General features: G+C 64.7%; 22 protein-coding genes. 19 read left to right on the forward strand and 3 right to left on the reverse strand.

All coding sequences use genetic code 11. The annotated features are described in order from the left end of the window. Nucleotides 1-181 precede the first annotated feature (181 nt). The 3 genes from P0645_RS05440 to P0645_RS05450 are packed head-to-tail and all read left to right on the forward strand — an operon-like array spanning nt 182 to nt 3,214. Complete coding sequence (locus P0645_RS05440; RefSeq protein WP_284163561.1) at nt 182-1,153, forward strand: lysylphosphatidylglycerol synthase transmembrane domain-containing protein; 972 nt, start codon at nt 182-184, stop codon at nt 1,151-1,153. A 1-nt stretch (nt 1,154) separates the two neighbouring features. Continuing rightward, a complete protein-coding gene (locus P0645_RS05445) occupies nt 1,155-2,468 on the forward strand; it encodes an FAD-binding oxidoreductase (RefSeq protein ID WP_284163562.1) in 1,314 nt (437 codons plus the stop codon). Then, nucleotides 2,465-3,214: an SDR family NAD(P)-dependent oxidoreductase gene (locus tag P0645_RS05450; protein WP_284163563.1), complete on the forward strand. Its 750-nt coding sequence runs from the start codon at nt 2,465-2,467 to the stop codon at nt 3,212-3,214. Before P0645_RS05445 ends, P0645_RS05450 begins: the two co-directional genes overlap by 4 nt. Nucleotides 3,215-3,368: 154 nt before the next feature. Here P0645_RS05450 and P0645_RS05455 read toward each other — a convergent pair whose 3' ends face one another. Beyond that, nucleotides 3,369-4,802, reverse strand: a complete 1,434-nt coding sequence (locus tag P0645_RS05455) for a UbiA family prenyltransferase (RefSeq protein ID WP_284163564.1) — start codon at nt 4,800-4,802, stop codon at nt 3,369-3,371. Between the two features lie 2 nt (nt 4,803-4,804). Then, complete coding sequence (locus tag P0645_RS05460; RefSeq protein ID WP_284176654.1) at nt 4,805-5,698, reverse strand: lytic transglycosylase domain-containing protein; 894 nt, start codon at nt 5,696-5,698, stop codon at nt 4,805-4,807. Between the two features lie 351 nt (nt 5,699-6,049). Here P0645_RS05460 and P0645_RS05465 point away from each other — a divergent pair, with 351 nt between their 5' ends. The 13 genes from P0645_RS05465 to P0645_RS05525 all read left to right on the forward strand — a co-directional run bounded on the left by P0645_RS05465 (nt 6,050) and on the right by P0645_RS05525 (nt 17,389). Next, nucleotides 6,050-6,235: a hypothetical protein gene (locus tag P0645_RS05465; protein ID WP_284163566.1), complete on the forward strand. Its 186-nt coding sequence runs from the start codon at nt 6,050-6,052 to the stop codon at nt 6,233-6,235. Between the two features lie 221 nt (nt 6,236-6,456). Then, a complete protein-coding gene (locus tag P0645_RS05470) occupies nt 6,457-6,645 on the forward strand; it encodes a Flp family type IVb pilin (RefSeq protein ID WP_284163567.1) in 189 nt (62 codons plus the stop codon). A gap of 232 nt (nt 6,646-6,877) precedes the next feature. Next, nucleotides 6,878-7,066, forward strand: coding sequence for a hypothetical protein (locus P0645_RS05475; RefSeq protein ID WP_284163568.1), 189 nt, complete (start codon nt 6,878-6,880; stop codon nt 7,064-7,066). 192 nt (nt 7,067-7,258) lie between these two features. Further along, entirely contained in the window at nt 7,259-8,137 is an 879-nt protein-coding gene (gene cpaB / locus P0645_RS05480) for a Flp pilus assembly protein CpaB (RefSeq protein ID WP_284163569.1), read from the forward strand. Between the two features lie 191 nt (nt 8,138-8,328). Continuing rightward, nucleotides 8,329-9,747, forward strand: coding sequence for a type II and III secretion system protein family protein (locus P0645_RS05485; RefSeq protein ID WP_284163570.1), 1,419 nt, complete (start codon nt 8,329-8,331; stop codon nt 9,745-9,747). A 4-nt stretch (nt 9,748-9,751) separates the two neighbouring features. Then, nucleotides 9,752-10,423 (forward strand): OmpA family protein, encoded by a 672-nt coding sequence (locus P0645_RS05490; protein ID WP_284163571.1) that lies wholly within the window; start codon nt 9,752-9,754, stop codon nt 10,421-10,423. Nucleotides 10,424-10,672: 249 nt separating this feature from the next. Further along, nucleotides 10,673-11,923: a CpaE/TadZ family protein gene (locus P0645_RS05495; protein WP_284163572.1), complete on the forward strand. Its 1,251-nt coding sequence runs from the start codon at nt 10,673-10,675 to the stop codon at nt 11,921-11,923. Nucleotides 11,924-11,956: 33 nt separating this feature from the next. After that, on the forward strand, nt 11,957-13,396 hold the full coding sequence (locus tag P0645_RS05500; protein WP_284163573.1) for a TadA family conjugal transfer-associated ATPase: 1,440 nt from the start codon (nt 11,957-11,959) through the stop codon (nt 13,394-13,396). A gap of 5 nt (nt 13,397-13,401) precedes the next feature. After that, nucleotides 13,402-14,370 carry a type II secretion system F family protein gene (locus tag P0645_RS05505; RefSeq protein WP_284163574.1) on the forward strand — a complete coding sequence of 323 codons (969 nt, stop codon included), beginning with the start codon at nt 13,402-13,404 and terminating at the stop codon, nt 14,368-14,370. 7 nt (nt 14,371-14,377) lie between these two features. After that, on the forward strand, nt 14,378-15,367 hold the full coding sequence (locus tag P0645_RS05510) for a type II secretion system F family protein (RefSeq protein ID WP_284163575.1): 990 nt from the start codon (nt 14,378-14,380) through the stop codon (nt 15,365-15,367). Between the two features lie 5 nt (nt 15,368-15,372). Beyond that, nucleotides 15,373-15,939 (forward strand): tetratricopeptide repeat protein, encoded by a 567-nt coding sequence (locus tag P0645_RS05515; RefSeq protein ID WP_284163576.1) that lies wholly within the window; start codon nt 15,373-15,375, stop codon nt 15,937-15,939. 24 nt (nt 15,940-15,963) lie between these two features. Next, nucleotides 15,964-16,824 carry a tetratricopeptide repeat protein gene (locus P0645_RS05520; RefSeq protein WP_284163577.1) on the forward strand — a complete coding sequence of 287 codons (861 nt, stop codon included), beginning with the start codon at nt 15,964-15,966 and terminating at the stop codon, nt 16,822-16,824. A 4-nt stretch (nt 16,825-16,828) separates the two neighbouring features. Then, the gene (locus P0645_RS05525; protein ID WP_284163578.1) at nt 16,829-17,389 is read left to right on the forward strand and encodes an A24 family peptidase; all 561 of its coding nucleotides are present in this window, start codon (nt 16,829-16,831) and stop codon (nt 17,387-17,389) included. Here P0645_RS05525 and P0645_RS05530 read toward each other — a convergent pair. Further along, entirely contained in the window at nt 17,356-19,002 is a 1,647-nt protein-coding gene (locus tag P0645_RS05530; RefSeq protein ID WP_284163579.1) for a hypothetical protein, read from the reverse strand. The two genes, P0645_RS05525 and P0645_RS05530, sit on opposite strands and share 34 nt — an antisense overlap. Nucleotides 19,003-19,143: 141 nt before the next feature. Between P0645_RS05530 and P0645_RS05535 the strand changes: the two genes are divergently transcribed. The 3 genes from P0645_RS05535 to P0645_RS05545 all read left to right on the forward strand — a co-directional run bounded on the left by P0645_RS05535 (nt 19,144) and on the right by P0645_RS05545 (nt 23,855). Next, nucleotides 19,144-20,454, forward strand: coding sequence for a DUF8689 domain-containing protein (locus tag P0645_RS05535; RefSeq protein WP_284163580.1), 1,311 nt, complete (start codon nt 19,144-19,146; stop codon nt 20,452-20,454). Further along, nucleotides 20,454-21,212, forward strand: a complete 759-nt coding sequence (locus P0645_RS05540) for an NAD(P)-binding domain-containing protein (protein WP_284163581.1) — start codon at nt 20,454-20,456, stop codon at nt 21,210-21,212. The genes P0645_RS05535 and P0645_RS05540 overlap by 1 nt, the downstream gene beginning before the upstream one ends. A 222-nt stretch (nt 21,213-21,434) precedes the next feature. Continuing rightward, on the forward strand, nt 21,435-23,855 hold the full coding sequence (locus P0645_RS05545; RefSeq protein WP_284163582.1) for a ligase-associated DNA damage response DEXH box helicase: 2,421 nt from the start codon (nt 21,435-21,437) through the stop codon (nt 23,853-23,855). Nucleotides 23,856-23,913 lie beyond the last annotated feature (58 nt).

The following is a 23,913-nucleotide window of genomic DNA, read 5'->3' on the forward strand; positions in this document are numbered from 1 at the left end:
TGGCCCAAATACCTCGGGGGGTCCGGGGGGCAGCGCCCCCCGGCGGATCGGCCCGCCAAAGGCGGGACGAAATTCGGTGGCGATTGTAAGAAATTCCGAAACAACTCCATAAAGCTGCCCCAATCTGTCTCTAGCTCCTTCCTGAATGATGAGCAGAGACCTCCCAGGCCCCGGACCGCTTTTGCCGCGCCCCCCGTCGCGGGCGCGCGATCGGTTCCTTGTCGGCGCTCTGCTCCTCCTGCTGGCCATCGGACTTGTCGGCGTCAGCCGTGGCACCGACTGGGCCGAGATCGGCCAGGTCGCCAAGCGCCTCACCCTGGTCAATATCGCGCTTCTCCTCGCGCTTTCGCTTCTGAACTACCTGCTGCGCGCCTTCCGCTGGCAGATCTTCTCCCGCGCACTCGGGCTGCAGGTCCCGCCACGGACCGGGCTCCTTCACTATTTCGGCGGCTTCGCCATGAGCGTGACGCCCGGCAAGGTCGGCGAGCTTGTGCGCCTTCGCTGGCTCGCCCGGGCGGCAAACGCCCCGGTCGAACGGGCCGCGCCCGCCGCTCTCGGCGATCGGGCATTCGACCTCGCGGCCCTGGCGCTGCTCCTTGCCGCCGCCCTGCCCTTCGCCATCCGCATACCGGGCGCCCCGGCCATCGCGCTCCTGGCGCTCGGCTTCGCCGCTGCCGCCACCCACCCGCGCCTCCTCGCCGCGCTCGTCGGGCTCGCCCATCGCCTGAGCGGTCGCCGCTTCCCGCGGCTGACGGCGCGGCTTCGCCGCGCGGCGCTCTCGCTCGGCGCCTTCGGCGCGCCGCCTGTGCTGGCCGCCGCGCTCGGCCTCGGCCTCGCGGGATGGCTCGCGGAGATCTGGGCCTTCCACCTTCTCCTCGGCTGGCTCGGCGCCGAGGTGGGCTTCGCGACCGCGCTCGCGATCTTCGTCTTCTCGACGCTTGCTGGCGGGCTCACCGGCGCGCCGGGCGGGCTTGGCGGGGCCGAGGCGGCGATGGTCGCGCTTCTTTCGGTCGCGGGCGTCCCGCTGCCCGCCGCCATCGCCGCGACCGCGCTCATCCGTTTCACGACCCTCTGGTTTGCCGTCCTCCTTGGCCTTCTGGCCTTCCCCTTCGCGGAACGGGGCGGACACGCGACCAAAGGACCTAGGGGCTGACATGATCTGGAAAGACACGACATACACCGGCTGGGGCCGCGCGCTGGCGGCCAAGGGTGGACTGGCGCGGCCCGAGCGGCAGGCGGCACTTGCATCGCTCCTCGCCGACGGGCTCCTGCCCGCCATCGGCAACCGCCGGTCCTATGGCGACGCGGCCCTCAATACCGATGGCCGCGCCATCGACATGACACGGCTCGACCGGTTTCTATCCTTCGACACGGAGAGCGGCGTGCTCGAGGTCGAGGCGGGCGCCATGATCGGCGATATCGCCCAGCGTTTCGCCCCCCTTGGCTGGCTGCCCGCCGTGATGCCCGGCACCGGCTTTGCCACCGTCGGCGGCTGCATCGCCCAGGATGTGCATGGCAAGAACCACCATCACATGGGCTCCTTCTGCCAGCATGTGATCTCGATCCGCATCCGCACCCACAAAGGCGTGCAGGAGGCGGGACCGGAGAAGAATGCCGACCTCTTCCGCGCCACGGCGGGCGGCCTCGGCCAGACCGGGGTAATCCTTTATGCGAAACTCCAGCTGATCCCCTGCAAGGGTGACGTGATGGTCGTGACCGAGCGGCGGATCGCGGGCTGGGAGGATTTCCTCGCCCATCTCGACCGGTCGGAGGCGACCTATACCGTCGGCTGGATCGACGCGACCGCGACCGGTGCGTCGCTCGGGCGCGGCATCCTGGAAGAGGGCGAGACCGGCGCAGGCCTGGTGCCCAAGCGGATCAGATACCGCAAGGTTCCGTTCGAGGCCCCGCATTTCGCTTTGTCGGCGCCGATCGTGCGGGCCTTCAACCAGCTCTACTATCGCCGCGTTCCCGCCTCGGGCCGCACGGTGGTGAAACCGATCTCGGATTTCTTCTTCCCGCTCGACAAGATCCACGACTGGAACCGGCTCTACGGCAAGCGCGGCTTCCACCAGTTTCAGTGCGTGGTGCCGATTGCCTCAGCGCCCGCGCTGCGGGAGATGATGGAAAAGATCGCCACCTCCGGCCTCGCCTCGCCGCTTGCGGTCCTCAAGCGCATGGGGCCGGGACGGGCGGGCCATCTGTCCTTCCCGATGGAAGGCTATACGCTCGCCGTCGACTTCCCGAACCGCGCCGAGGCCCGCGAACTGATCGGGCGGCTCGAAGGCATGACGGTCTCGGCGGGCGGTCGGCTTTACTTCGCCAAGGATGCGCTCGCGGGGCCAGAGAGCATGGCGGCGATGTATCCCGAACTTTCCCAGTGGCGCAAACAAGTGACAAAGGCCGATCCCGAAGGGCGGCTCGCGACCGACATGGTGCGGCGCCTGAAATTGAGGGACGAGGCATGACCAAGACCGCGAACCAGACCTGGATCATCCTTGGCGCAACCTCCTCGATGGCGCGCGCCTTCGCCCGCAAGCAGGCGGCAGAGGGCGCGGCCGTCCTTCTCGCCGGCCGCGACATGGACGATCTGAAGCTGCTGGCCGAAGATTGCCGCCTGCGCGGCGCGCGCCTCGCCGAGGCGCTGGCCTTCGATGCGCGCCGGCCGGAGGGGTTCGATGCCCTTGTCGCGCGGATGGAGGCAGAGGACGGCCTTCTGAACGCCGCCGTCTTCGTCGGCTCCATGCCGCCGCAGGCCGAGATCGACGCCGACCCGTCGTTGATCGACGGCACCATAACCGACAGCTTCACCGGCCCGGCCCGATTCCTGCAGCTGCTTGCGCCCAGGATGGAGGCGCGCGGCGGCGGAACGGTGGTGGGCGTCGGCTCGGTCGCGGGCGACCGGGGGCGGCTAGGCAATTATGTCTACGGCGCCGCCAAGGCGGGCTTCCACACCTATCTCTCGGGCCTTCGCAACCGCCTCACGCGCGCGGGCGGTCATGTGGTGACGGTGAAGCCCGGCTTTGTCGACACGTCGATGACCTGGGGCCTGCCCGGCATGTTCCTCGTCGCCGCGCCCGAGAAGGTGGCGGACGATATCGCCCGGGCGGTCCGGAAGCGGCGGAACGTGATCTATACGCCCTTCTTCTGGCGCTTCATCATGCTGATCATCATCCATGTGCCGGAGATGATCTTCAAGAAGATGAAGATCTGACGGCAAGGGGCTACTCGTCGGCCTCCGGCCGCTCGTCGCCGACGAGAAGCGGAGCGTACGAGGAGGCTTTTCGAGCCAGCCGCTCATCCGCCCTTTCAGGCGTCTTCGCTGAGAGAGGCGAGGAGCGCCCGCCCGGGCGCGAGGAGCCGCCCGGTCAGCCGCCGAACCACTCTGCCCAAAGGCCCGCCGCCCAGAACATCAGGCTCAGGATGATCATCAGAAGGCCGATCCCGAACTTGTCGCGCATGGCAAAGACGATCGGGTCGTAATCCTGCTTGCCGAACCAGCCCAGAAGCACCATCCGGACAAGCCAGACAGCCATCGGGATCATGGCAAGCCAGAGGATCCAGGTCGTGGGATAAAGCTCCCGCCCCTGCGCCGACAGCGAATAGAGGAAGAAGATCAGAAGCGCGCCCGCCGTGCCCAGACCCGCGACATTCAGCAGGTCGCCGCGGTCCGGGCGGCCATAGCCGCGGCCGGGCAGGCGCTCGTCCGAGGTCGCGAGCGTCAGTTCGGTCAGCCGCTTGACGCAGCCGAGCGTGATGAAGATCGGGAAGATGAAGATCAGCATGTAGATCGAGACATAGACCTGCGCCGCCGCTGCCCCGGCGATCACCCGGATCGTATAAAGGGCGGCGAGCGTCGCCACATCGACCCAGCGCATGCGCTTCAGTTTCAGCGAATAGGCCAGCGACGTCACCATATAGAGGACGACGACCGCCAGGAACCCGACGTTCAGTGCGGCGGCGATGCCCAGTGCGGCAGAGGCCAGGATCAGGAAGGCCACCATCCCCCACTGGATCGGCACCGTGCCGCTCGCGAAGGGCCGGTTCTTCTTGGTCGGATGCAGCCGGTCGGCCTCCAGATCGAGAAGGTCGTTCACTATATAGATAGACGAGGCCGCGGCCGAGAAGGCGGCGATCGCCCAGAGGATCGGGATGAGCGTGGCCAGATCGAACCGGTGCGCCGCGATCATCGGCAGGATCAGAAGCGCGTTCTTCACCCATTGATGCGGCCGAAGCGCCTTGAGGAGTGCTGCGGGCCGGTGCGGACGGCTGAGTTCCACCACATTGCGCCCCTGCGCGGCGAGCGCGCGCGCCGAGGACGTATGACCGATGATCAGCGCGTGATCGGATTTTTCCCATATCGCCATGTCTCGCGCTTCGTTTCCGGCGTAGTCGAACCCGCCTTCGCCAAGCGCCGCCGTCAGGGCAGCCGCCTTCGCGCGGCTCACGAGGTTCGTCTGCCCGTCCGAGGCGAAGACCCGGTCAGAGAGGCCGTATTCGGCGGCGAGACGCCGGACGAGGCTTTCGTCCGACCCGGAGGCAAGGATGACCTCGCGCCCCGCGACGCGGCTGTTCAATGCCAGCTCCGCCACCTCCGGATTGACCGGCAGCAGATCGGTCCGTATCCCGGCCAAGGCGGCCAGTTCGGCCTTGAGCATGGCCGGACTGGAAAAATGCCGGAGCGCCGCCTTCAGCGTCGCCAAAGGGTGCCGTCCAAGCCCGGCCCAGAAACATTCCCACAGCATGTCGGTCTTCAGGAACGTGCCATCCACGTCCAGAACCAGCGGCTTCACCTCAGACATCCTTATCCTTTCACCGCGAAGACACAGCCATCCGAGACCAGCTCCGGCGGCGTGACGCACAGGCCGCGCGCCACCGCCCAGGCGGCAAGTACCTTGGGGACATAGTCGCGCGTCTCGGCGTAATTCGGCACGCCCCCCGCGCCCTTCACCGAGTTCTCGCCCGCGTTATAGGCGGCGAGCACCATCAGGGGATCGCCGCCGAACTCACGCATCAGCCAGTCGAGGTAGGCGACGCCACCGGCAATGTTCTGCACCGGGTCCTTGGCGTCCGCGACACCGAACCGGTCGGCCGTCGCCGGAATAAGCTGCATCAGCCCCTGCGCCCCGGCCGAGGAAACCGCATCGACCCGCCCCGCACTTTCGACAGAGATCACCGCCAGCACCAGCGCGGGCGACACCTGCTTGTCGATCGTCGCCTTGAGAATGTCGGTCCCGTGCGCTTCCGCGATATTCTGCAGGGCCTGCAGGCGCGGCGCCGCGACGGTCGCGCCATCCGGCCCCTGCGTCAGAGAATGAAGCGCGAGCGAGAAACGCCCCGCACCCTCGCCGAGATTCGGCGAGACCCGATCCCAGAACCAGGCATAGCTACCCAGAGGAACGCCGGGCATCGCCGGAAGCGGCTTCAGGTCCGGGTCCGCTCCCCCGCGCGGGATCGGATTTTCCGGTGGCGGCAGGACGGGTGCGGCCAGCCGGGCGGCCTGTTCCGCCGGATCGATCTGAACGGTGATCCGCTTTGTGGTGCCCGCTTTGGGCGCCGAGATACGTTTGAACGTGAAGGAAGGGTAAGGCTCGGGCGCGGCGGCCGCAGGCGCGCTCTGCGCATATGACAGCTGACCGGCCGCGCATGCGAACACGCAAGCGATCAGTACCGCTGCCCCTCGCCTGGCCTGCGCCATGTTTGCTGCCCTGACTTGCCTCGTTCTGTTCTTGGAAATCAGTCTGACGATTTTTCGAGGGGCTTTCCATTGCTTTCGCGCGAAGGGGCAGAGAATGTGGCCGCAGCGGCTCTTTTGGCAACATATTCCAGCGCCACACAGCGGCCGACAAGCACAATAATCATTTATATTCAATGATTTAGATTGAGAATGCCAACATGGAAAATCACGAAAAATGTACGAACAGCGCCCCAATCGCGCCACGATTCGCGGGCTAGATATGTCCATGCCGCGACGGGGACGGGATCAGAGATCTCCCGGGAGACACGGGTGCGGATGGTGCAGAAGCTGAACATCTACGGAGACAGACAAATGAAATTCTTCAAATCGGTCAAAGAGTTCCACAATGAAGAAGAAGGCGCGGTCACGGTTGACTGGGTCGTGCTGACCGCCGCCGTCGTCGGCCTCGGCGTTCTCGCCCTCGGCGCGATCAAGTCGGGCACCGGCGCGCTCTCGACCAAGATCAACAACTACCTCTCGACCGTCAGCGTCGGCTAATCGCCGATCTCGCGCAAATCGGATCGAGCCGCGCCCGAGGCGCGGCTCGTTTCGTTTGTGCCTTCTGGCAACGCCTGCACTATGCGCAAATGAGCATCGGTCTGTTTCGCAGTTGGAGCTTTCGTTTCACCAAATTGAACCATCCTCGCCCAATTATCGTCACCGACACAGCGGACCGTCTCCATGCTTGTAGACCAGTGTGATCCAGTTTGGAGTAGAAAATGAGAATCTTGGCGATCGATATCAAGAAATTCAACCGCGATGAAAGCGGTGCAGTAACCGTCGACTGGGTCGTTCTGACCGCCGCCGTCGTCGGCCTCGGCGTGCTCGCCCTCGGCGCGGTCAAATCGGGCACCGGCGCGCTCTCGACCAAGATCAACAAATACCTCTCGAGCGTGTCCGTCGGCTGATCGCCGCGCTCACGCAAATCGGATCGAGCCGCGCCCGAGGCGCGGCTCGTTTCGTTTCTGGCTTCGCGCATCCGGTATTTGTGCGTCTTTGGGTATCGCACTGTTTCCATACCGTGCGCCCGGTCCGCCAAATCGGCCTATGCCTGCCCAATTCCTGACATTAACCGCAGGCAACCTCTTCACAAGATTGGGAACCACGCGGGCGCTGCGCGCCGCGACTTGGGAGATTGAAATGAAGCGCTTCGTACTCGATTTCAAGAAGTTCAACGACGATGAGACCGGTGCAGTCACCGTCGACTGGGTCGTGCTGACCGCAGGCGTCGTTTCACTGGTGGCAATCGCCATGGGGGCGATCAAGGGCAACATGTCCTCGATCGGCGACAAGGTGGAAGCCTATCTCAGCAGCGTGTCGGTTCCCTGATCGCCGCGCTTTGCGCCGGCTTCCGACGGAAGTCCGGCCCTGGCGGAATGTTTCGAGAAGCGGCTATTTCCATCTCCAAGACCCGCTTTGACCACCATTAAGTCATAATCCATTCGGATAGTGCGGCCAGACGGGTACGGTCGCCGGATCAGCAAGCGCCGACTCAGAGGATTGAATGAGAGGGCGCGTTTCATGCGGATCATCTTCGGACTAGTCTTTGTCGTCGGCCTCGGGCTCGCCGGCTTCGCCGTCTACATGGCGCAAGACTTCATCAAGCAAACCCAGGTCGACCGGGACCGGCTCCTGGCCGAGCAGGCCGCCGCGCCGCGCCTTGTCGATGTCGTCGTCGCCACCAAGGCGATGAAATACGGCGAGCGCTTCACCCGTAACGATCTGGAAGTCATCAAATGGCAGGCCGACAAGGTTCCGGCTGGCGCCTTCCCGATCGTCGTCGCGGCCCAGGGCGGCGATCCGGCCATCGTGCCGGTGTTCTTCGAAGGCGAGACCCGCCCGCGTGCGATGCTGAGGTCGATCGAACCGTTCGAGCCGCTCTTGGCCTCGAAGATCACCGAGCCCGGCATCGACGCGGGCATCACGGCAAACCTCAGCCCCGGCATGCGGGCGCTTGCGCTGAATGTCGACGTCTCCTCGGGCGTGTCGGGCTTCCTGCGCCCAGGCGACCGCGTGGACGTGATCTGGACCGGCGACGCCAACAACCGGCAGATCACAAAGCTCATCCAATCGGCGGTGCGCATCATCGCCATCGACCAGAGCGCAGACGCCGACCGGACCGAGGAAACCCAGATCGCCCGCACCATCACGATCGAAGGCTCGATCGACCAGGTGAACGCTCTGACACTCGCCCAGAACTCCGGCCGCCTGACGCTCGCTCTCGTCGGCGCGAGCGACGACAGCTCGGCCGCAGCCGTCGGCAGCGAGATCGACCGCAAGACGCTGCTTGGCATCGAGGACGCCCCCGCGCCCGTCGTGGTCGAGGAAGAAAAGGTCTGCACGATCCGGACCAACAAGGGCGGCGAAATCGTCGAGACACAAATCCCCTGCACCAACTGACTCCGTTCAGGGCCACCCTATCTGGTGGATCGGGTGGCCCTTGAACACAACGGCTTCCCGACTGTTGCGGACAACCCACATAAGCGACGCGCCACAAACAGCTGATTCTTGAAATAAATCCGGCTTTGGCGCATGCTGGCGGCAATATGGGCATGAAGACCCGATAACCGTGATCCGAGAGGCAGGTCACAATGAGCGCTAAATATATCCTGACGGCAGGATTGCTGGGCCTTGTGCTTGGCACTCCGATGAACCGGGTCCATGCCGAGACCCTCAAGGTTGTGGAAGGCTCCACCTCCTCGACGCTCGAGGTTCCGATGAACCGCGCCGTCGTGGTCGAAGCCGACCAGCCCTTCGCCGAACTGTCCATCGCCAATCCGGCGATCGCCGATATTTCCACCCTGTCCGACAAGTCGATCTACGTACTCGGCAAGGCGCCGGGGCGCACGACGCTGACCCTTCTTGGTCCGGACGGCAAGCTCATCACCAATGTCGATGTGCAGGTGTCGCTCGACGTGGCCGAGTTCAAGGAGCGGCTGAAGCAGATCCTCCCGAACGAGAATATCGAGGTCCGCACCGCCAATGACGGCATCGTGCTGTCGGGCGTCGTTTCCTCGATCGCCGCCCTCGACCGCGCTCTCGATCTCGCGGAGCGTTACGCGCCGCAGCGGGTCTCGAACCTGATGGGCGTCGGCGGCACACAACAGGTGATGCTCAAGGTCCGCTTCGCGGAAATGCAGCGCTCGGTCGGCAAGACGCTGAATGGCGGCCTGCTGTTCAACAGCGGCAATGTCGGCGGCGGCACGGGTACGGGCGGTCTTACATTGCGCCCGGACCCAACCACGCCGGGCCGGAACGTCATCGACACCGGATTCAGGGTATCCCAGAACTTCGCTGGGGCTGGGATCATCGACTTCAGTCTTGGCGGCGTCCAGCTTGCGGCAATGCTTGAAGCATTGGAAAGCAAAGGTTTGGTGCGCACTCTCGCAGAGCCCAATCTTACAGCTCTCTCGGGTCAAGAAGCGAAGTTCCTCGCCGGGGGCGAGTACCCGATCCCGGTGCCCGACAAGGACAATAACGTCACTATCGAGTACAAACCCTTCGGTGTGGAATTGGCCTTCACACCGCGTGTCGTCGATGGAGACATCATCAATATTGCACTGAATGCGGCGGTTTCCGGAATTGACACCACCGTGAGCATCCAGAACGGAAGCTTCGCGGTAAATGCGTTCAAACGGCGCGAAGCGGAAACCACAGTTGAAGTGCGTGACGGCGAGAGCTTCGCCATCGCAGGGCTTTTGCAGGACGAATTCACCGACCTGAACAACCAGGTGCCATGGCTCGGCGACATCCCGGTTCTTGGCATTCTGTTCCGCAGCGCCGACTATCAGCGCAACCAGACCGAGCTCGTGATCATCGTGACCCCGCATCTGGTGTCGCCGGTCCGTGGCGAGGCGCTCGCGCTTCCCACAGACCGTGTGAAGCCGCCGACCGAGGCACAGCTTTTCCTCTTCGGCCAGACCTCGGCGAACGGAAAATCCAAGAGCGGGTCCGCCGCAGAAGTCGCCAAGCAGGACTTCTCCGGTTCCTACGGCTATGTGATGGAGTAAGACGATGCAAAAGCACCTTGCCCTCGCCCTCATCTCCGTCAGCGCGCTCGCCCTCGCGAGCTGCTCGAAGGAAACCAACATCGCCCGGTCCTTCTACGCCGAGGCCGGATCGGAGATCGAAACCCGCGACTTCGGCCATTCGACCATGGCCAACACCCAGATCCAGTCCGGCGAACGGGACTATGTCATTGACCTGACACGCAGATTCGCAGCGGACGTCCCGAACACCGTGAACTTCGAATTCAACAGCGCGGTCCTCGACGGCGCCGCGCAGGACGCGCTCATGCGTCAGGCCGACTGGATCCGGCAGTTCCCGGAAGTGCGTTTCCGTGTCTACGGTCACACCGACCTCGTGGGTTCGGACGCCTACAACAAGCGGCTCGGCCTGCGCCGGGCGAATGCGGTCGTGTCCTTCCTCGCCTCGCAGGGCATCAGCAAGTCGCGGCTGGAAGCAGTGGCCTCGTTCGGCGAGACCCAGCCGCTGGTCTTCACTCAGGACCCCGAGCGCAAGAATCGCCGGACGGTCACCGAAGTGTCGGGTTTCGTCGCCAACAGTTCTCTGGTGCTGAACGGAAAGTACGCGCAGATCATCTTCCGCGAATATGTCGCCAGCGCGATGCCGGTCCATACCCAGGCGGAAGTCACCGAAGGCAGCGGGGCGGCGGGTTCCAATTAGTCCTGACTTCCCATTGTTTCAGCTTCGGGGCGGCCTTTGGCAACAAAGGCCGCCCTTCGCTTTTGATCGTCTCAACAAATCGCATAATTTCGATCTTTTGGCCCCAATCTTGCCAAGTTTCTCCCTGAGTTTCGAAACCCGGGAGTAAGGCCGAAGGCTTATCTTCGGTCGCTGTGGCGAGTGACGGGTGGGCAAAGTCCGCCGTTCGGAACTGTGGCGCGGGAAATCGCGCGGAAAAGGACGTTGGGAATGAGCAGTGTAGCAGCTTTGCAGCCGGAGGCGGCGCCGATCCTCGCCTGTACGGTGGCGCGCGATGTCTCGAACTTCGATCTTCTGATTGAGGATATGGAGGCCGAGCTTGGCGAAAGCTGGGGCGACCTGACCTTCGCCGACGCCCAGGTCTTTCTCGGCCAGCCCGAAGCCAATGCCCTTGAATTCATCGCCATCGCCGTCGACGCCCAGGACGAAAGCGACATCGCCCAGATCGCCGCGACCATCACCACCGCCAAGGACAAGGGCGTGAAGGTGATCCTGATCGCCGACGAGGTCAGCCCGATCGCGCTCCACCAGCTTCTGAAGCTCGGCGCCGACGGATTCGTTCCCTACCCCCTACCTGAAAACGCTCTGCACGAGGCAATCGAACGGATGCGTGCCGCGGCTCAGGCGGCCGAACACGGCGAGCATGGCGCCCATGCGCCGGCCTTCAAGGGCAAGGGCGACAGGGACGGCGTGATTCTGCCGGTCCACAGCCTCGCCGGCGGCTGCGGGGCGACGACACTGGCGGTAAACCTCGCCTGGGAACTGGCGACCGTCCAGAAGGACAATCCCCCGCGCGTGGCGCTTCTGGATTTCAACTTCCAGTTCGGTTCGGTTTCGACCTACCTCGACCTGCCCCGCCGCGAGGCGGTCTATGAAATGCTGTCGAACACCGCAGCGCTCGACGCGGAATCGCTTCTGCAATCGATGGTCGTCTATCAGGAAAAGCTCAGCGTCCTGACCGCGCCCGCCGACATGCTGCCGCTCGACATCGCCACATCGGACGATATCAACCGCATCCTCGACGTGGCGCGCGCGAATTTCGACTATGTCGTGATCGACATGCCCGCGACCATCGTGCAGTGGACCGAAGCGGTTCTGTCGAAGGCCAGTGTCTATTTCGCCCTGATGGAACTCGACATGCGCTCGGCCCAGAATGCCTTGCGGATGATCCGCGCGCTGAAGTCCGAAGACCTGCCGCACGAAAAGCTCCGGTTCGCACTCAACCGGGCACCGAAGTTCACCGACCTGTCGGGCAAGAGCCGCGCCAAACGCCTGGCGGAAAGCCTTGATATCACGCTTGAATTGCAGCTTCCGGATGGTTCCGCCCAGGTGACCCAGTCCAATGACCACGGGGCGCCCCTGGCCGAGACCGCGCCGAAGAATCCGCTGCGCAAGGAAATCGCCAAGCTCGCCAAGCAGATCTTCGACCTGAACAAGGCCGCGGCTGACGCCCGGGCCTGACCGACCTGACCGACTTACCCCTGGGGGAAGACAATGTTCTCGCGTTTCAAGAAGCCCGATCAGGCCGCGCCGCAGCCGGCCGCACCCGCCGTCGCGCAGGCGGCGCCGCAGGCCGCCGCCCAGGCGGTATCGATGCGGCGTCCTGCCGCGGCGGGCGCCCAGCCCGCGCAGGTCACCGCCGCCGACAAGGAAAGAAAACGCCGCGAGCGGATGGGGGAAATCAAGGTCGAGCTGCACAAGCGGCTTCTCGACAACCTCAACCTCTCGGCGCTTGAACATGCGACCGAACAGGATCTGAAGCAGGAAATCAGCGCGATTTCCATCGAGGCCCTCGAGGAACTGAGCGTCGTGCTGAACAAGGACGAACGCGCGACGCTGAACCAGGAACTCTATGACGAGGTCATGGGCCTTGGCCCGCTGGAACCCCTGCTCAAGGACGAGACGGTCAACGATATTCTGGTGAACGGTCCGCAGCAGATCTTCGTGGAACGCGCGGGCAAGCTGCAGCTGACCGACATCACCTTCAAGGACGAACGCCATCTTCTGAGGATCATCGACAAGATCGTGTCGGCCGTGGGCCGGCGCGTCGACGAATCGAACCCCTATTGTGACGCCCGTCTGGCCGACGGATCGCGTTTCAACTGTATGGTGCCGCCGGTCGCGGTCGACGGCTCGCTCGTCTCGATCCGGAAATTCAAGAAAGACAAGCTCGGGATCGACGACCTCGTGCGCTTCGGCGCCTTCACCGAGGAAATGGCCGCCTATCTTCAGGCCGCCGTCGCCACGCGCCTCAATGTCATCGTCTCGGGCGGTACGGGCTCGGGTAAGACGACGACGCTCAACGCGCTCTCGTCCTTCATCGACAATGACGAGCGCATCCTGACGATCGAGGATACGGCGGAACTTCAGCTGCAGCAGGTCCATGTGGGCCGGATGGAAAGCCGCCCGGCGAACGTCGAGGGCAAGGGCGCTGTCACCCAGCGCGACTGTCTGAGGAACGCGCTTCGTATGCGTCCCGACCGCATCATCGTCGGCGAAACCCGCGGCGAGGAAGTCATCGACATGCTGCAGGCCATGAACACCGGCCACGACGGATCGATGACCACTATCCACGCCAACAGCGCGCGCGACGGCATCAGCCGTCTGGAAAACATGGTCGCCATGGCCGGTATCGAGATGCCGCTGAAAGCCGTGCGCAGCCAGATCGCCAGCGCCGTCAACCTGATCGTGCAGGCCTCGCGCCTGCAAGACGGCTCCCGCCGCATGACCTCGGTCACCGAGATCACCGGGATGGAGGGCGAGGTCATCTCGATGCAGGAGATTTTCCGCTACGAGCGGCTCGGCCTAACGCCCGAAGGCAAGATCATCGGCCGCTTCACCGCGACCGGCGTGCGCTCGGCCTATGCCGACCGCTTCAAGCAGTGGGGCTATGACCTGCCTGCCTCGATCTATGAACCCGTGGCTGCGGAGTAAGCGCCATGATCATCAGCCCGACCCCGATCATCTACGGCCTGATCTTCGTTGCCGTGCTCTTCCTCGTCGAAGGCATCTATCTGCTAGCCTTCGGCAAGTCGATCTCGATGAACTCGAAGGTCAGCCGCCGCCTTGCCCTTCTGGAGAAGGGTGGCCAGCGCGAGAAGGTCCTTGAACAGCTCCGCAAGGAAGCCAGCCAGCACCTGCGCGCCACCGGCATTCCGCTCTATTCCCTCCTCGCCAAGAAGGCGCAGAAGGCCAACATCGCCTTCTCGCCGCAGGCGCTTATGGGGGTGATGGCTCTTCTGGCGGTCGTGGCCTTCCTCGGCCTGACGATCGGCACCGCCGCATCGCTGCCGATCCGCATCGCGGTGTCAATCATCATGGGCGTCGGCGCGGTCTTCTTCTGGGTCAACAAGAAGGCCAAGAAGCGCATCGACATGATCGAGGAGCAATTGCCCGAGGCGGTGGAACTGATGGTCCGCAGCCTGCGCGTCGGCCACCCTTTCTCGGCGGCGATCCAGATCGTGGCGAAGGAAATTCCCGATCCCCTTGGGACCGAATTCGGCATGATCGCCGACGAGGCGGCGTATGGCCGCGAGATCACCGAATCCCTGAAGGACCTCGCCGAACGTATCGACATGCAGGATCTCCGCTTCCTTGCCGTCGCCGTGACCATCCAGAGCCAGTCGGGCGGCAACCTGGCCGAGATCCTCGACGGCCTGGCCAAGGTCATCCGCGCCCGCTTCCGGCTGTTCCGCCGGGTGCGCGCCATCACCGCAGAGGCGAAATGGTCGGGCATGTTCCTGTCGGGCTTCCCCTTGGGCGTCCTGGTGATCATCCAGGTGACGAAGCCCGACTATTTCGACACCGTGAAAGACACGCCCTACTTCATCCCGGCGGCGCTCATCGTGTTCACCTTCCTCGCGGTGAACATCATCTTCATGAAAATCATGACCAACATCAAAGTCTGAGGCGGCGATGGAACAGCTGAACCAACTGCTCACCGACACGCTCGGACCGCTCGGGCCGCTGATCGTCGTAGGCGTTCTAGGAATCGCCCTGATCGCCGCCGTGCTGCCTGTGCTGCTGAAGAAGACGGTCGATCCCCTGTCGAAGTTCCGCGACATGGCCAAGCCGCAGGCGGCGACGACCACGGCCAAGGACGGCAAGCAGAAGAAGCTCCGCGCCAGCGCCGGCGGCGGTGCCAAGCTCGACAAGTTCGCGACCTTCCTCGAACCGCAAAGCCAGGAAGAGATGAGTGCGGCACGCCTGCAAATGACCCGCGCGGGCTATCGCGGCAAGCATGCAGTCCGCACCTTCCACGCGATCCAGTTCATGCTGGGCATCATCTGCCTGATTCTCGGCGTGATCTATGCCTTGTCTCAGGCGGGTTCCGCCGACGTATCGACCACCAAGCTCGCCATGTATGTGATCGGGCCGGGTTGCCTGGGCTATTACTTCCCGAAATACTGGGTGCAGCGCCGGGTTGAATCCCGCCAGGCCGAGATCCAGAACGGCTTCCCCGATGCGCTGGACATGCTCCTGGTCTGCGTCGAGGCGGGCCAGTCGCTCGACCAGGGGATCATCCGCGTCTCGAAGGAACTGAAGACCGGCTATCCCGCGCTGGGCGAAGAGCTGGAGATCGTGTCGCAGGAAGTGAAAGCGGGCAAGGACAAGCCCACCGTTCTCAAGGGCTTCGCCGAACGGTCGGGTGTGCAGGACGTCGCCTCCTTCGTCACCGTGATGATCCAGTCCCAGCAATTCGGCACCTCGATCGCCGAGGCGCTCCGCGTCTATGCCGGGGAAATGCGCGACAAGCGCGTGATGCGCGCTGAAGAGGCTGCGAACAAGCTGCCGACGAAGATGACGCTCGGCACGATGATGTTCACCGTGCCGCCGCTGCTGATGATCCTTGTCGGCCCCTCCGTCTACGATATGATGCAGCTGTTCGCGAATTTCAGACTGTAGGACGGATGATCCGTACAAAGCTCGGCCTGGCCGCCCTGATCGGCCTTCTGGCCGCCTGCCAATCGGCAGGCGGCCTTTTGGCACCGAAGAAGGACAATCCCTATGCGCCCGGCGTGGCGCGCGGCGAGGACTCCGTCGATGGCCTGATCGTCGGCCACCGGCTGATGGCGGCGGGCGAGTATGAACTGGCGCTGAAGGCCTATTACCGCGGCGCGGCCGAACAGGGGCCGACGGTCGATGTCCTTTCCGCGATCGGATCGGCCGACCTGAAACTCGGTCGCCTCGGGCAGGCGGAACGCATCCTCCGCCAGGCGATCGAAGTTGACGAGACCTTTGTGCCCGCCTGGAACAACCTTGGCGTCGTGCTGATGGAAAAGGGCGAGGTCGCCGAGGCAAGCCTCGTCTTCAAGACCGCCTTCGCACTCGACAGTGGCCAATCGGACGAAATCCGCGAGAATCTGCGTCGGGCGCTCGCAAAACTGGAAAATCCCACCTATGATGCGCCCGAAGAGGCGAAGTTCTCGCTGGTGAGACGTGGCAACGGCACCTATCTGCTTCTCACCAATAACTGAGGCAACGAGCAAAGGACGCAGCAAATGCGCCACCCGGTTCTGATCTCGCTCTGCATCGCAGGGATGTTTTCGCTGTCGGCCTGCCAACAGGATCGCAGCAAGGAAGCCGCCAAGGCCTTGAAGGAATTCACGGAATCCGATCAGGCGGGTCTCAATGCCCTGATGCTGCAGGCAGCCAATCCCGACGAGGCGGTCGCCTATTTCACCAAGGCTTCCGCCGCAAACCCCGAGAACATCGATTACCGCCGGGGGCTTGCCAAATCGCTCGTCCGCGCCAAGAAACCGCTCGAAGGCGCCCAGGTCTGGCGCGAGGTGATCGCCATGCCCGGCGCGACCAACGACGACCGGGTGGAACTTGCCGATGCGCAGATCCGCAACAATCAGTGGAAAGAGGCGGAAGCCACGCTGAACCAGATCCCGCCGACGCACGAGACGTTCGAGCGCTACCGGCTGGAAGCGATGGTGGCGGATTCGAAGAAGAACTGGAAGAAGGCCGACAGTTTCTATGAAACCGCCTTCGGGCTGACGACCAAGCCCTCGGGCGTCCTGAACAACTGGGGCTTCTCGAAGCTGACGCGCGGCGATTATGCCGGGGCCGAGAAGCTTTTCACCCAGGCGCTGACCTACGACCCTTCGGTCTTCACCACCAAGAACAACCTTGTCCTCGCCCGCGCCGCGCAGCGCAAGTACGACATGCCGATCGTGTCGATGACGCAGGCCGAACGCGCGCAGCTTCTCTATACGGCGGCGCTCAGCGCCATCAAGCAGGGCGATGTGGCGACCGGCCGGACCCTTCTGCAAGAGGCGGTCGACACCGCGCCCCAGTATTTCGAGGAAGCCCAGCGCGCCCTCGATACGCTTGACGCCAACGTGACGAAGGGCTGAACCGATGCTGAACATGCCGGTAGAAGATATCCAGCGCGCCTATCTCATCCTGCTCGCGCTGACGCTTCCCATCTCGCTCTGGGCCTTCTTCTCCGACCTCAAGCACATGAAGATCCCCAACCGCGCGGTCTATGCGCTGGCAGGGGTCTGGCTGGTGGCCGGTGCGCTTCTCTTTCCGCTCGACGCCTGGGCCTGGCGCTGGGTGAATGCGGTCGTCGTCTATTTCGTCGGCTACATCCTTTTTGCCCTGCGCGCGCCCGTCGGCCCGGGCGACGCGAAATTCGCCGCCGCCGCCGCACCTTTCGTCTTCCCCAACCATCTGGGCGTGATCCTCGTCTCGCTTTCGGTCTTCGCGATTGCCGCGCTCATCGCCCACCGCACGCTGCGGGCCATCCCGGCGGTCGTGCGTGCCACGCCCGACTGGGCCTCGTGGAAGCGCGGCAAGAACTGGCTGACCGAGAAGTTCCCCTTCGGCCTGGCGCTTGTTGCCACCTTCGTCTTCTACCTCAGCTTCGTGGCGCTGCCGCCGGTTCACGGTTGGGTCGCAAGCCTCATGAGCCGGTAAAGCGGCGTCCGCCGCTCCTCGGTCAGCACATAGTTGCCGTCCTTCAGCGATTTCAGGGTGCCGTAGCGGGCCTTCTCGTAGAGCGGGCATTCCGGCACCAGCACGTAGTCGGCATGCTCGATCCCCGGCAGGCCGCCGTAATACCAGGGCGCGGCGCCCTTGATCGGCTCGAAAGGTCCATACATCCAGAGCTGCGTGAAAAGGTCGGCCACGAAGATGCGCTTGCCCGCATAACCCGCCCCGTCCAGATCGCGCGCCAAGGTCTCGAACCAGGCCGCGAAGCCGCCCCCGGTTTCGCACTCGGGCAGGCTCTCGCCATTCAGAACCGCGATGTCGCGCGCGCCGGCAAGCGGCCGGTATAGCGCGAAGGGCGCGCCCGGCCCGTCCGCCGTGACCGTTTGCGTGACCTTGTAGATACGTCCCTGTTCGGTCAGCACATCGCCGTGTTGCGGCAGGTTCGACAGAAGCGGGCGCGTCTTGTCGGTCGGCTGTGCCAGATGCCTCAGCGGGCTGTAGGCGAGATTGAGCGCCGAGGGCAGGCCGAAACAGACGAGCGCCACGGCAGAAAGGCCCATCGCCTTCCGCAAGTCCCAGCCAAACCCGTTCACCAGACCCGCCGCAGGCCTCAGGCCAAGGCCGATCAGGGCCGCCAGCGCCAGCCATTGCGGATCGTTGCCGTAATTCTGGTAGGTGATGTAGAGAAACGCCGGCGCGAGGAAGAGAAGCGCCACCCCGGCTGCATCCCGGCCCGCCTGCCTGAGAAAGATCACCAATGCGAATAGCGCGATCGTGCCGCCAAGATAGGCGGGCGCGGCGGCAATCATGCCGAAATCCTTGCCCGGCATCGGACGCACTTCAGAGGCGGAAACGATGGCGAGGTCGTGCAGATAGGCGAGCCAGAAGGCAGGTCCGGAAAAAGCCGTCACGATGCCAAGGACGACAAGACCCGCGATCACCGCAAAAGCGACTTCCGCCCACCAGCGTCTAGCGATCAGGCCGATCAGGAGGCCGGGGAACAGAGCGACCGCATAGGTCATCTTGATCAGCACCAGTGCCGCCATCCCTGCGCCGATCAGCATACCATCCAGACGTCTCCCGGTGACAGTCGGCTCGCCGCTCCGGTCCAGCACGACAAGCGGCACGATCAGAAAGGCGATGGCCCAGGCCCAGCGGTTGTAATGCATCGAGACCGAGATGCTGATCTCTGCCTCGCCATGGACGAGCGCAAGGCAGAGCACCATCACCAGCGCGCCATAGGCCCAGGCTGCCGCGCGCCCGGTCAAGGGTTCCACCCGCCGTGCACTCACCCAGACGGTCGGCACCAGAAGCACCAGCGCCACCAGAAGCTGCGCGAGGAAGATCGCATGCCCGAACCCCCAGCCCGCCTTCACGAAGAGCGCAATGGGCGCGGTGGCCATAAGCCCGATCGGCGTCATGAAATCCAGATGCGGCCATTCGCCCGCCGCCATGCGCAGCACGATATCCGCCAGATGCAGCGTATCGCCCTCGTGCTTGCCGATATAGAAGCCGCCCTTCAGGAACGGCAGCCCGCCCATGACCAGAACAACGCCCAGAAGCAGGGCCGTCAGCCCGCGCCAGTCAAATCTTCTCATGCCCAAATTTCCCGCCCGATCTTCCCTTTTTTGGCCACATTAGCCCGCCAGTCTCGCCATTGGAAATCTTTTGCGCAGGCCTGCCACCGCCCCTGAGTCGGGCGGCCCATGCCGGGGGCGCACGAACACGGGCAGAGTGCAATGAACATGCAGGTCACCAACGTCATCGCACCGGCGCAGCCGAAGTCGCTGGCCGAGACCGGACTGAACACGGTGATGATGCGCGATGTGGTCCTGAAGACCATCTTCCGCATGAACATCGACCAGGCGAGCGACATCGCGCGCCAGGTCTGCCTGCCGCTCGGTCTTGCCCAGGAACTGATCGACCTCTGCCGCAGCCAGCGCCTTCTGGAAGCGACAGGCACGCTCCATGCCAATTCGGGCGGCGAGATGGGCTATCAGCTGACCGACGCGGGCAAGGCGCGCGCGCTCGATGCGCTGGCGCAGTCGGAATATTACGGCGCCATGCCCGTGCCGCTGGAAATGTACCGCGAGCAGGTCAAGAAACAGTCGATCCGCAATATCCAGATGACCCGCCAGCAGCTCACGGGCGCCATGGGCCATCTGATCCTGCCCGACGAACTGCTCGACCATCTCGGGCCCGCCGTGGGCTCGGGCCGCTCGATCCTCATGTACGGTCCGCCCGGCAACGGCAAATCCTCGATCTCGAACGGTATCCGCGACGCGCTCGGCGACAAGATCTATGTGCCGCGCGCCATCGAATATGCCGGGCAGGTGATCACCGTCTATGACCCGATCGTCCATTCCGCGGCGCAATCGTTCGAGGATGACCCGACCAGCCTGCGCCGATCCTCCGGCCGGTTCGACACGCGCTATGTGCTGTGCGAGCGCCCCACCGTGATCACCGGCGGTGAACTCTCGCTCGACATGCTCGACCTCACCTACAACCCGACCGCGCGGACCTATACCGGCTCGCTGCAGCTCAAGGCCACCGGCGGCGTCTTCATCATCGACGACCTTGGCCGTCAGGCCGAGCCGCCGCAGAAGATCGTCAACCGCTGGATCGTGCCGCTTGAAGAAAGCCGCGACATCCTCGCCCTGCAATCGGGCGAGAAGTTCGAGGTGCCCTTCGACACGCTCGTGATCTTCTCCACGAACTTCCACCCCAACGACATCTTCGACAAGGCGGCCCTGCGCCGGATCTTCTTCAAGATCAAGATCGACGGGCCGAACCAGGAAAACTTCCTGAAAATCTTCGCGATGGTCGCGAAGAAGAAGAAGATGCCCTTGGAAGAGAAGGCACTGCTTCACCTTTTGAAAGTCAAATATCCCACCATCAACAACGAATATGCCAATTACCAGCCGGTCTTCCTGATCGACCAAATGATTTCGATCTGCAATTTCGAAGGCATCCCCTACCAGATGACGCCGGAATTGATCGACCGGGCTTGGGCGAACATGTTCGTCAAGGAAGAAAAGATCGTTCATTGATGTCTTCGATCGCTGCTGCCGGCACGCATTCCGCCCTGCCCTTCCTTGCTGCCCGCCTGCGCGATGGCGGCGGGGCGGTCACGCGCCCCGCGCAGCCGGGCGACGAGGCGGTCGAGACGCTTCTCTTCATGCCGCGCGACCTGATGGAAAGCGAGCGGCTCCTGTTCGAGGAGGAGCGTCTGGCCAAGGCGCTTCCGTCGCTCAGGACGATCATCCTGCTTTCGACCTTGTCGCCACGCTATGTGCGGGCGCTGCGTGGCCGGGTGGCGAAACATGTCACATTGATCGACGCGCCGGTGATCGGCGCGCAGCGCCTCGCCGACGGCGGCCAGGTGACGCTGCTTCTCGGCGGTCCGGCCGATGCGCTCGATACGCTGGCACCGCTCTTTGCGGCAATGGCCGGGTCGGCGGTCAGGATGGGCGAGTATGGCACCGCGATGGCCGCGAAGGCCCTGCAGGATTGCCTCGCGGCCGCCTCCTCGGCGATCACCCGCAGCGCGCTTGGCTGGGCCGAGGCGCAGGGGATCGACGAACAAAGGATGCTGCCCTTCCTGCGCGCCACCTTCGGGCCGAGTGCCGCCGACGGGCTCTTCGATCCCGCCGCGCTGATGCCGCGGGCGCTGCCTGAGGACAATGCGGGCGAGGTGCTGGTCAAGACGGTGGAATCGGCGCTCGACAAGGCGCTGACCGGCGCCCACCTGACGCCGCCGACGCAACTGCCCGGCGCGCTCGCCGCGCGGCCGCGTCACCTGCACTGAAGGCTCATCGTCGGGCTTGCGCCCGCTCTTCGCAGATGCGCAAACGACGAGCAGGCGCTAGCCTGACGAGGAGTGACGGTCGCGGGCCCCGGCTGCCGCGCGCAACCGCTCATCGCCGGGCGTGCGCCCGCTCTTCGCCGTTGTCCATGCGACGAGCAGGCGCTAGCCTGACGAGGAGCAGCCCCTCTGGCCAGCAGCGCGGCGCCGTCCTATCGTCGCCGCATGTCCGCGCTGCCGCCACCCTTTTCAGACTGGTTCGCCGCCCGGGGCTGGCAGGTCCATCCCCATCAGCGGGCGCTCCTCGCCCGCGCGGGCGAGCCCGCGCTCCTGCTCCTCGCGCCCACCGGCGGCGGCAAGACGCTTGCGGGCTTCCTGCCGACATTGGTCGAACTGGCGGACGGCAGGCATCAGGGCCTGCACACACTTTACATCTCGCCCCTGAAGGCGCTTGCCGCCGACATCCGCCGCAACCTCTCTCGCCCGGTCGAGGAGATGGGCCTGCCCGTCCGGATCGAGGATCGCACCGGCGACACATCCTATCAAAGGCGCCTGCGCCAGCGCGCCGATCCGCCGCATATCCTGCTGACGACGCCGGAAAGCCTGGCGCTGATGCTTTCCTACCCCGACGCCGCCCGCACCTTCGCGGGCCTTTCCCGGGTGATCGTCGACGAGATCCACGCGCTCGCGGAATCCAAGCGCGGCGATCAGCTGATGCTCTGCCTCGCCCGCCTGCAATCGCTCTGTCCGGGCCTGCGCCGCGTCGGCCTGTCGGCCACGGTCGAGGACCCCGAGGCCATCGCCAGCTTCCTCGCCCCCCATCCCGCCCCCTGCCCGATCGTCGCCGCCGACCCCGGCCCCGATCCCGAGATCTCGATGCTCGTCACCGACGAGCCGCCCCCCTGGTCGGGTGGCGGCGGCCGTTACGCGATCCCCGCGATCCTGAACGAGGTGCGCGGTCACAGGACGACGCTCATCTTCCACAACACCCGCGCCCAGGCCGAGATTTTCTTCCACGACCTCTGGCTGCAGAACGAGGATGCACTTCCCATCGCCATCCACCACGGCTCGCTCGCCCGCGAGGCGCGGCTCAAGGTCGAGGCAGCGATGGTCGCAGGCAGCCTGCGCGCCATCGTCTGCACCGGCTCGCTCGACCTCGGCATCGACTGGGGCGATGTGGACCTGGTGATCCAGGTCGGCGCGCCGAAGAACGTCAAGCGCCTCGTCCAGCGGATCGGGCGGGCCAACCATCGCTACAACGCGCCCTCGAAGGCGCTTCTGGTGCCCGCGAACCGCTGGGAGGTCGTGGAATGCGCGGCGGCGCTTGCGGCGGTCCGCGCCCGTGACCTCGACGGCGAGCCCCGGGGCCCGGGGCCGAAGGATGTGCTCTGCCAGCATATCCTGATCGCCGCCTGCGCGGCGCCCTTCGAGGCCGACGCGCTTTTTGCCGAGGTCACGGCCGCCGGCCCCTATGCCACCCTCACCCGCGCCGAATTCGACGCCTGCCTCGATTTCTGCGCGACGGGCGGCTATGCGCTGAAGGCCTATGACAAATGGCAGAGGCTTGTGCTGAAGGGCGGCCACTGGCAGCTGCGCGACCCGCGCGCGGCCCAGATGATCCGCATGAACGTGGGCACCATCACCTCGTCCGAACTTCTGACGGTCGCGCTGAAGGCCCGCTTCGGGGCCAAGCCCCTGGGCGAGGTCGAAGAGGCCTTTGCCGCCTCCCTCACCCCCGGCGACACGTTCCTGATCGGTGGCGAGGTGGTGCGCTACGAAGGCCTGCGCGAACTGACGGTCGAGGTCAGCCGCGAACGCGGCCGCGAACCGAAGGTCGCGGTCTTTTCGGGCACGAAATTCTCGACCTCGACGGAGCTTTGCGCGCGGATGCTCGCCATCATGGCCGAGCCCGATTGGCCGGACCTGCCCGCCCATACCGCCGACTGGCTGCGCCTTCAGCGCGAGCGTTCGGACCTGCCGCGCGACGGCGAGTTGCTGATCGAGAGCTTTCCCGCCGAGGGGCGCGAGTACGTCTGCATCTACGGCTTCGCGGGCCGCAATGCCCAGCAGACGCTCGGCCTTCTCATGACCAAGCGGATGGAGGAGGAGGGGCTGCACCCCCTTGGCTTCGTCGCCACCGATTATGCGACGCTGATCTGGGGTCTCGATCCGGTCACCGACCCCGCACCGCTCTTCGATCTCGCCCGCCTGCGCGCGGGGCTCGAGGACTGGCTTGCGGGCAATGCGGTGATGAAGCGCACCTTCCGCAATGTGGCGATCGTCGCGGGGCTGACGCCGCGCAACCATCCCGGCCAGCGCAAGTCCGGGCGGCAGGCGACCTTCTCAACCGACATACTCTATGACACGCTTCGCAAATACGACCCCGACCATCTGATGCTGAAGGTCACGCGCGAGGAGGCGATGCGCGGCATGGTCGATTTCGCCCGGATCGAGGCACTGATCAACCGCACCGGCGCCCGCATCCGCACCCGGCGGCTGGACCATGCCACCCCCTTCGCGGCGCCGCTCTTCTTCGAGGTGGGCAAGGTGCCGGTCTTCGGCGCAGCGCGCGAGCGGCTTCTGGAGGAAGCGGCGGAACGGTTGATGGCGGAGGCCGGTCTTTCCGGGCCAAAGGCGGGGGGCTGACTGCCCCCCGACCGCCCCGGATTGCATCCGGGGCGCCCCCCGTGGATATTTGCGCCAG

Source organism: Frigidibacter sp. SD6-1, assembly GCF_030143255.1.
In the GTDB taxonomy this organism is placed as follows: Bacteria; Pseudomonadota; Alphaproteobacteria; order Rhodobacterales; family Rhodobacteraceae; genus TMP-24.

Bases quoted from the DNA above. Each gene is read 5' to 3' on its own strand.
- P0645_RS05455 (WP_284163564.1), bottom strand. From the start codon at position 4,802: ATGTCTGAGGTGAAGCCGCTGGTTCTGGACGTGGATGGCACGTTCCTG.
- P0645_RS05535 (WP_284163580.1), top strand. From the start codon at position 19,144: ATGAACATGCAGGTCACCAACGTCATCGCACCGGCGCAGCCGAAGTCG.
- P0645_RS05450 (WP_284163563.1), top strand. From the start codon at position 2,465: ATGACCAAGACCGCGAACCAGACCTGGATCATCCTTGGCGCAACCTCC.
- P0645_RS05495 (WP_284163572.1), top strand. From the start codon at position 10,673: ATGAGCAGTGTAGCAGCTTTGCAGCCGGAGGCGGCGCCGATCCTCGCC.
- P0645_RS05520 (WP_284163577.1), top strand. From the start codon at position 15,964: ATGCGCCACCCGGTTCTGATCTCGCTCTGCATCGCAGGGATGTTTTCG.
- P0645_RS05470 (WP_284163567.1), top strand. From the start codon at position 6,457: ATGAGAATCTTGGCGATCGATATCAAGAAATTCAACCGCGATGAAAGC.
- cpaB (WP_284163569.1), top strand. From the start codon at position 7,259: ATGCGGATCATCTTCGGACTAGTCTTTGTCGTCGGCCTCGGGCTCGCC.
- P0645_RS05505 (WP_284163574.1), top strand. From the start codon at position 13,402: ATGATCATCAGCCCGACCCCGATCATCTACGGCCTGATCTTCGTTGCC.
- P0645_RS05545 (WP_284163582.1), top strand. From the start codon at position 21,435: ATGTCCGCGCTGCCGCCACCCTTTTCAGACTGGTTCGCCGCCCGGGGC.
- P0645_RS05460 (WP_284176654.1), bottom strand. From the start codon at position 5,698: ATGGCGCAGGCCAGGCGAGGGGCAGCGGTACTGATCGCTTGCGTGTTC.
- P0645_RS05530 (WP_284163579.1), bottom strand. From the start codon at position 19,002: ATGAGAAGATTTGACTGGCGCGGGCTGACGGCCCTGCTTCTGGGCGTT.
- P0645_RS05525 (WP_284163578.1), top strand. From the start codon at position 16,829: ATGCTGAACATGCCGGTAGAAGATATCCAGCGCGCCTATCTCATCCTG.
- P0645_RS05500 (WP_284163573.1), top strand. From the start codon at position 11,957: ATGTTCTCGCGTTTCAAGAAGCCCGATCAGGCCGCGCCGCAGCCGGCC.
- P0645_RS05475 (WP_284163568.1), top strand. From the start codon at position 6,878: ATGAAGCGCTTCGTACTCGATTTCAAGAAGTTCAACGACGATGAGACC.
- P0645_RS05490 (WP_284163571.1), top strand. From the start codon at position 9,752: ATGCAAAAGCACCTTGCCCTCGCCCTCATCTCCGTCAGCGCGCTCGCC.
- P0645_RS05515 (WP_284163576.1), top strand. From the start codon at position 15,373: ATGATCCGTACAAAGCTCGGCCTGGCCGCCCTGATCGGCCTTCTGGCC.
- P0645_RS05445 (WP_284163562.1), top strand. From the start codon at position 1,155: ATGATCTGGAAAGACACGACATACACCGGCTGGGGCCGCGCGCTGGCG.
- P0645_RS05540 (WP_284163581.1), top strand. From the start codon at position 20,454: ATGTCTTCGATCGCTGCTGCCGGCACGCATTCCGCCCTGCCCTTCCTT.
- P0645_RS05485 (WP_284163570.1), top strand. From the start codon at position 8,329: ATGAGCGCTAAATATATCCTGACGGCAGGATTGCTGGGCCTTGTGCTT.
- P0645_RS05510 (WP_284163575.1), top strand. From the start codon at position 14,378: ATGGAACAGCTGAACCAACTGCTCACCGACACGCTCGGACCGCTCGGG.
- P0645_RS05465 (WP_284163566.1), top strand. From the start codon at position 6,050: ATGAAATTCTTCAAATCGGTCAAAGAGTTCCACAATGAAGAAGAAGGC.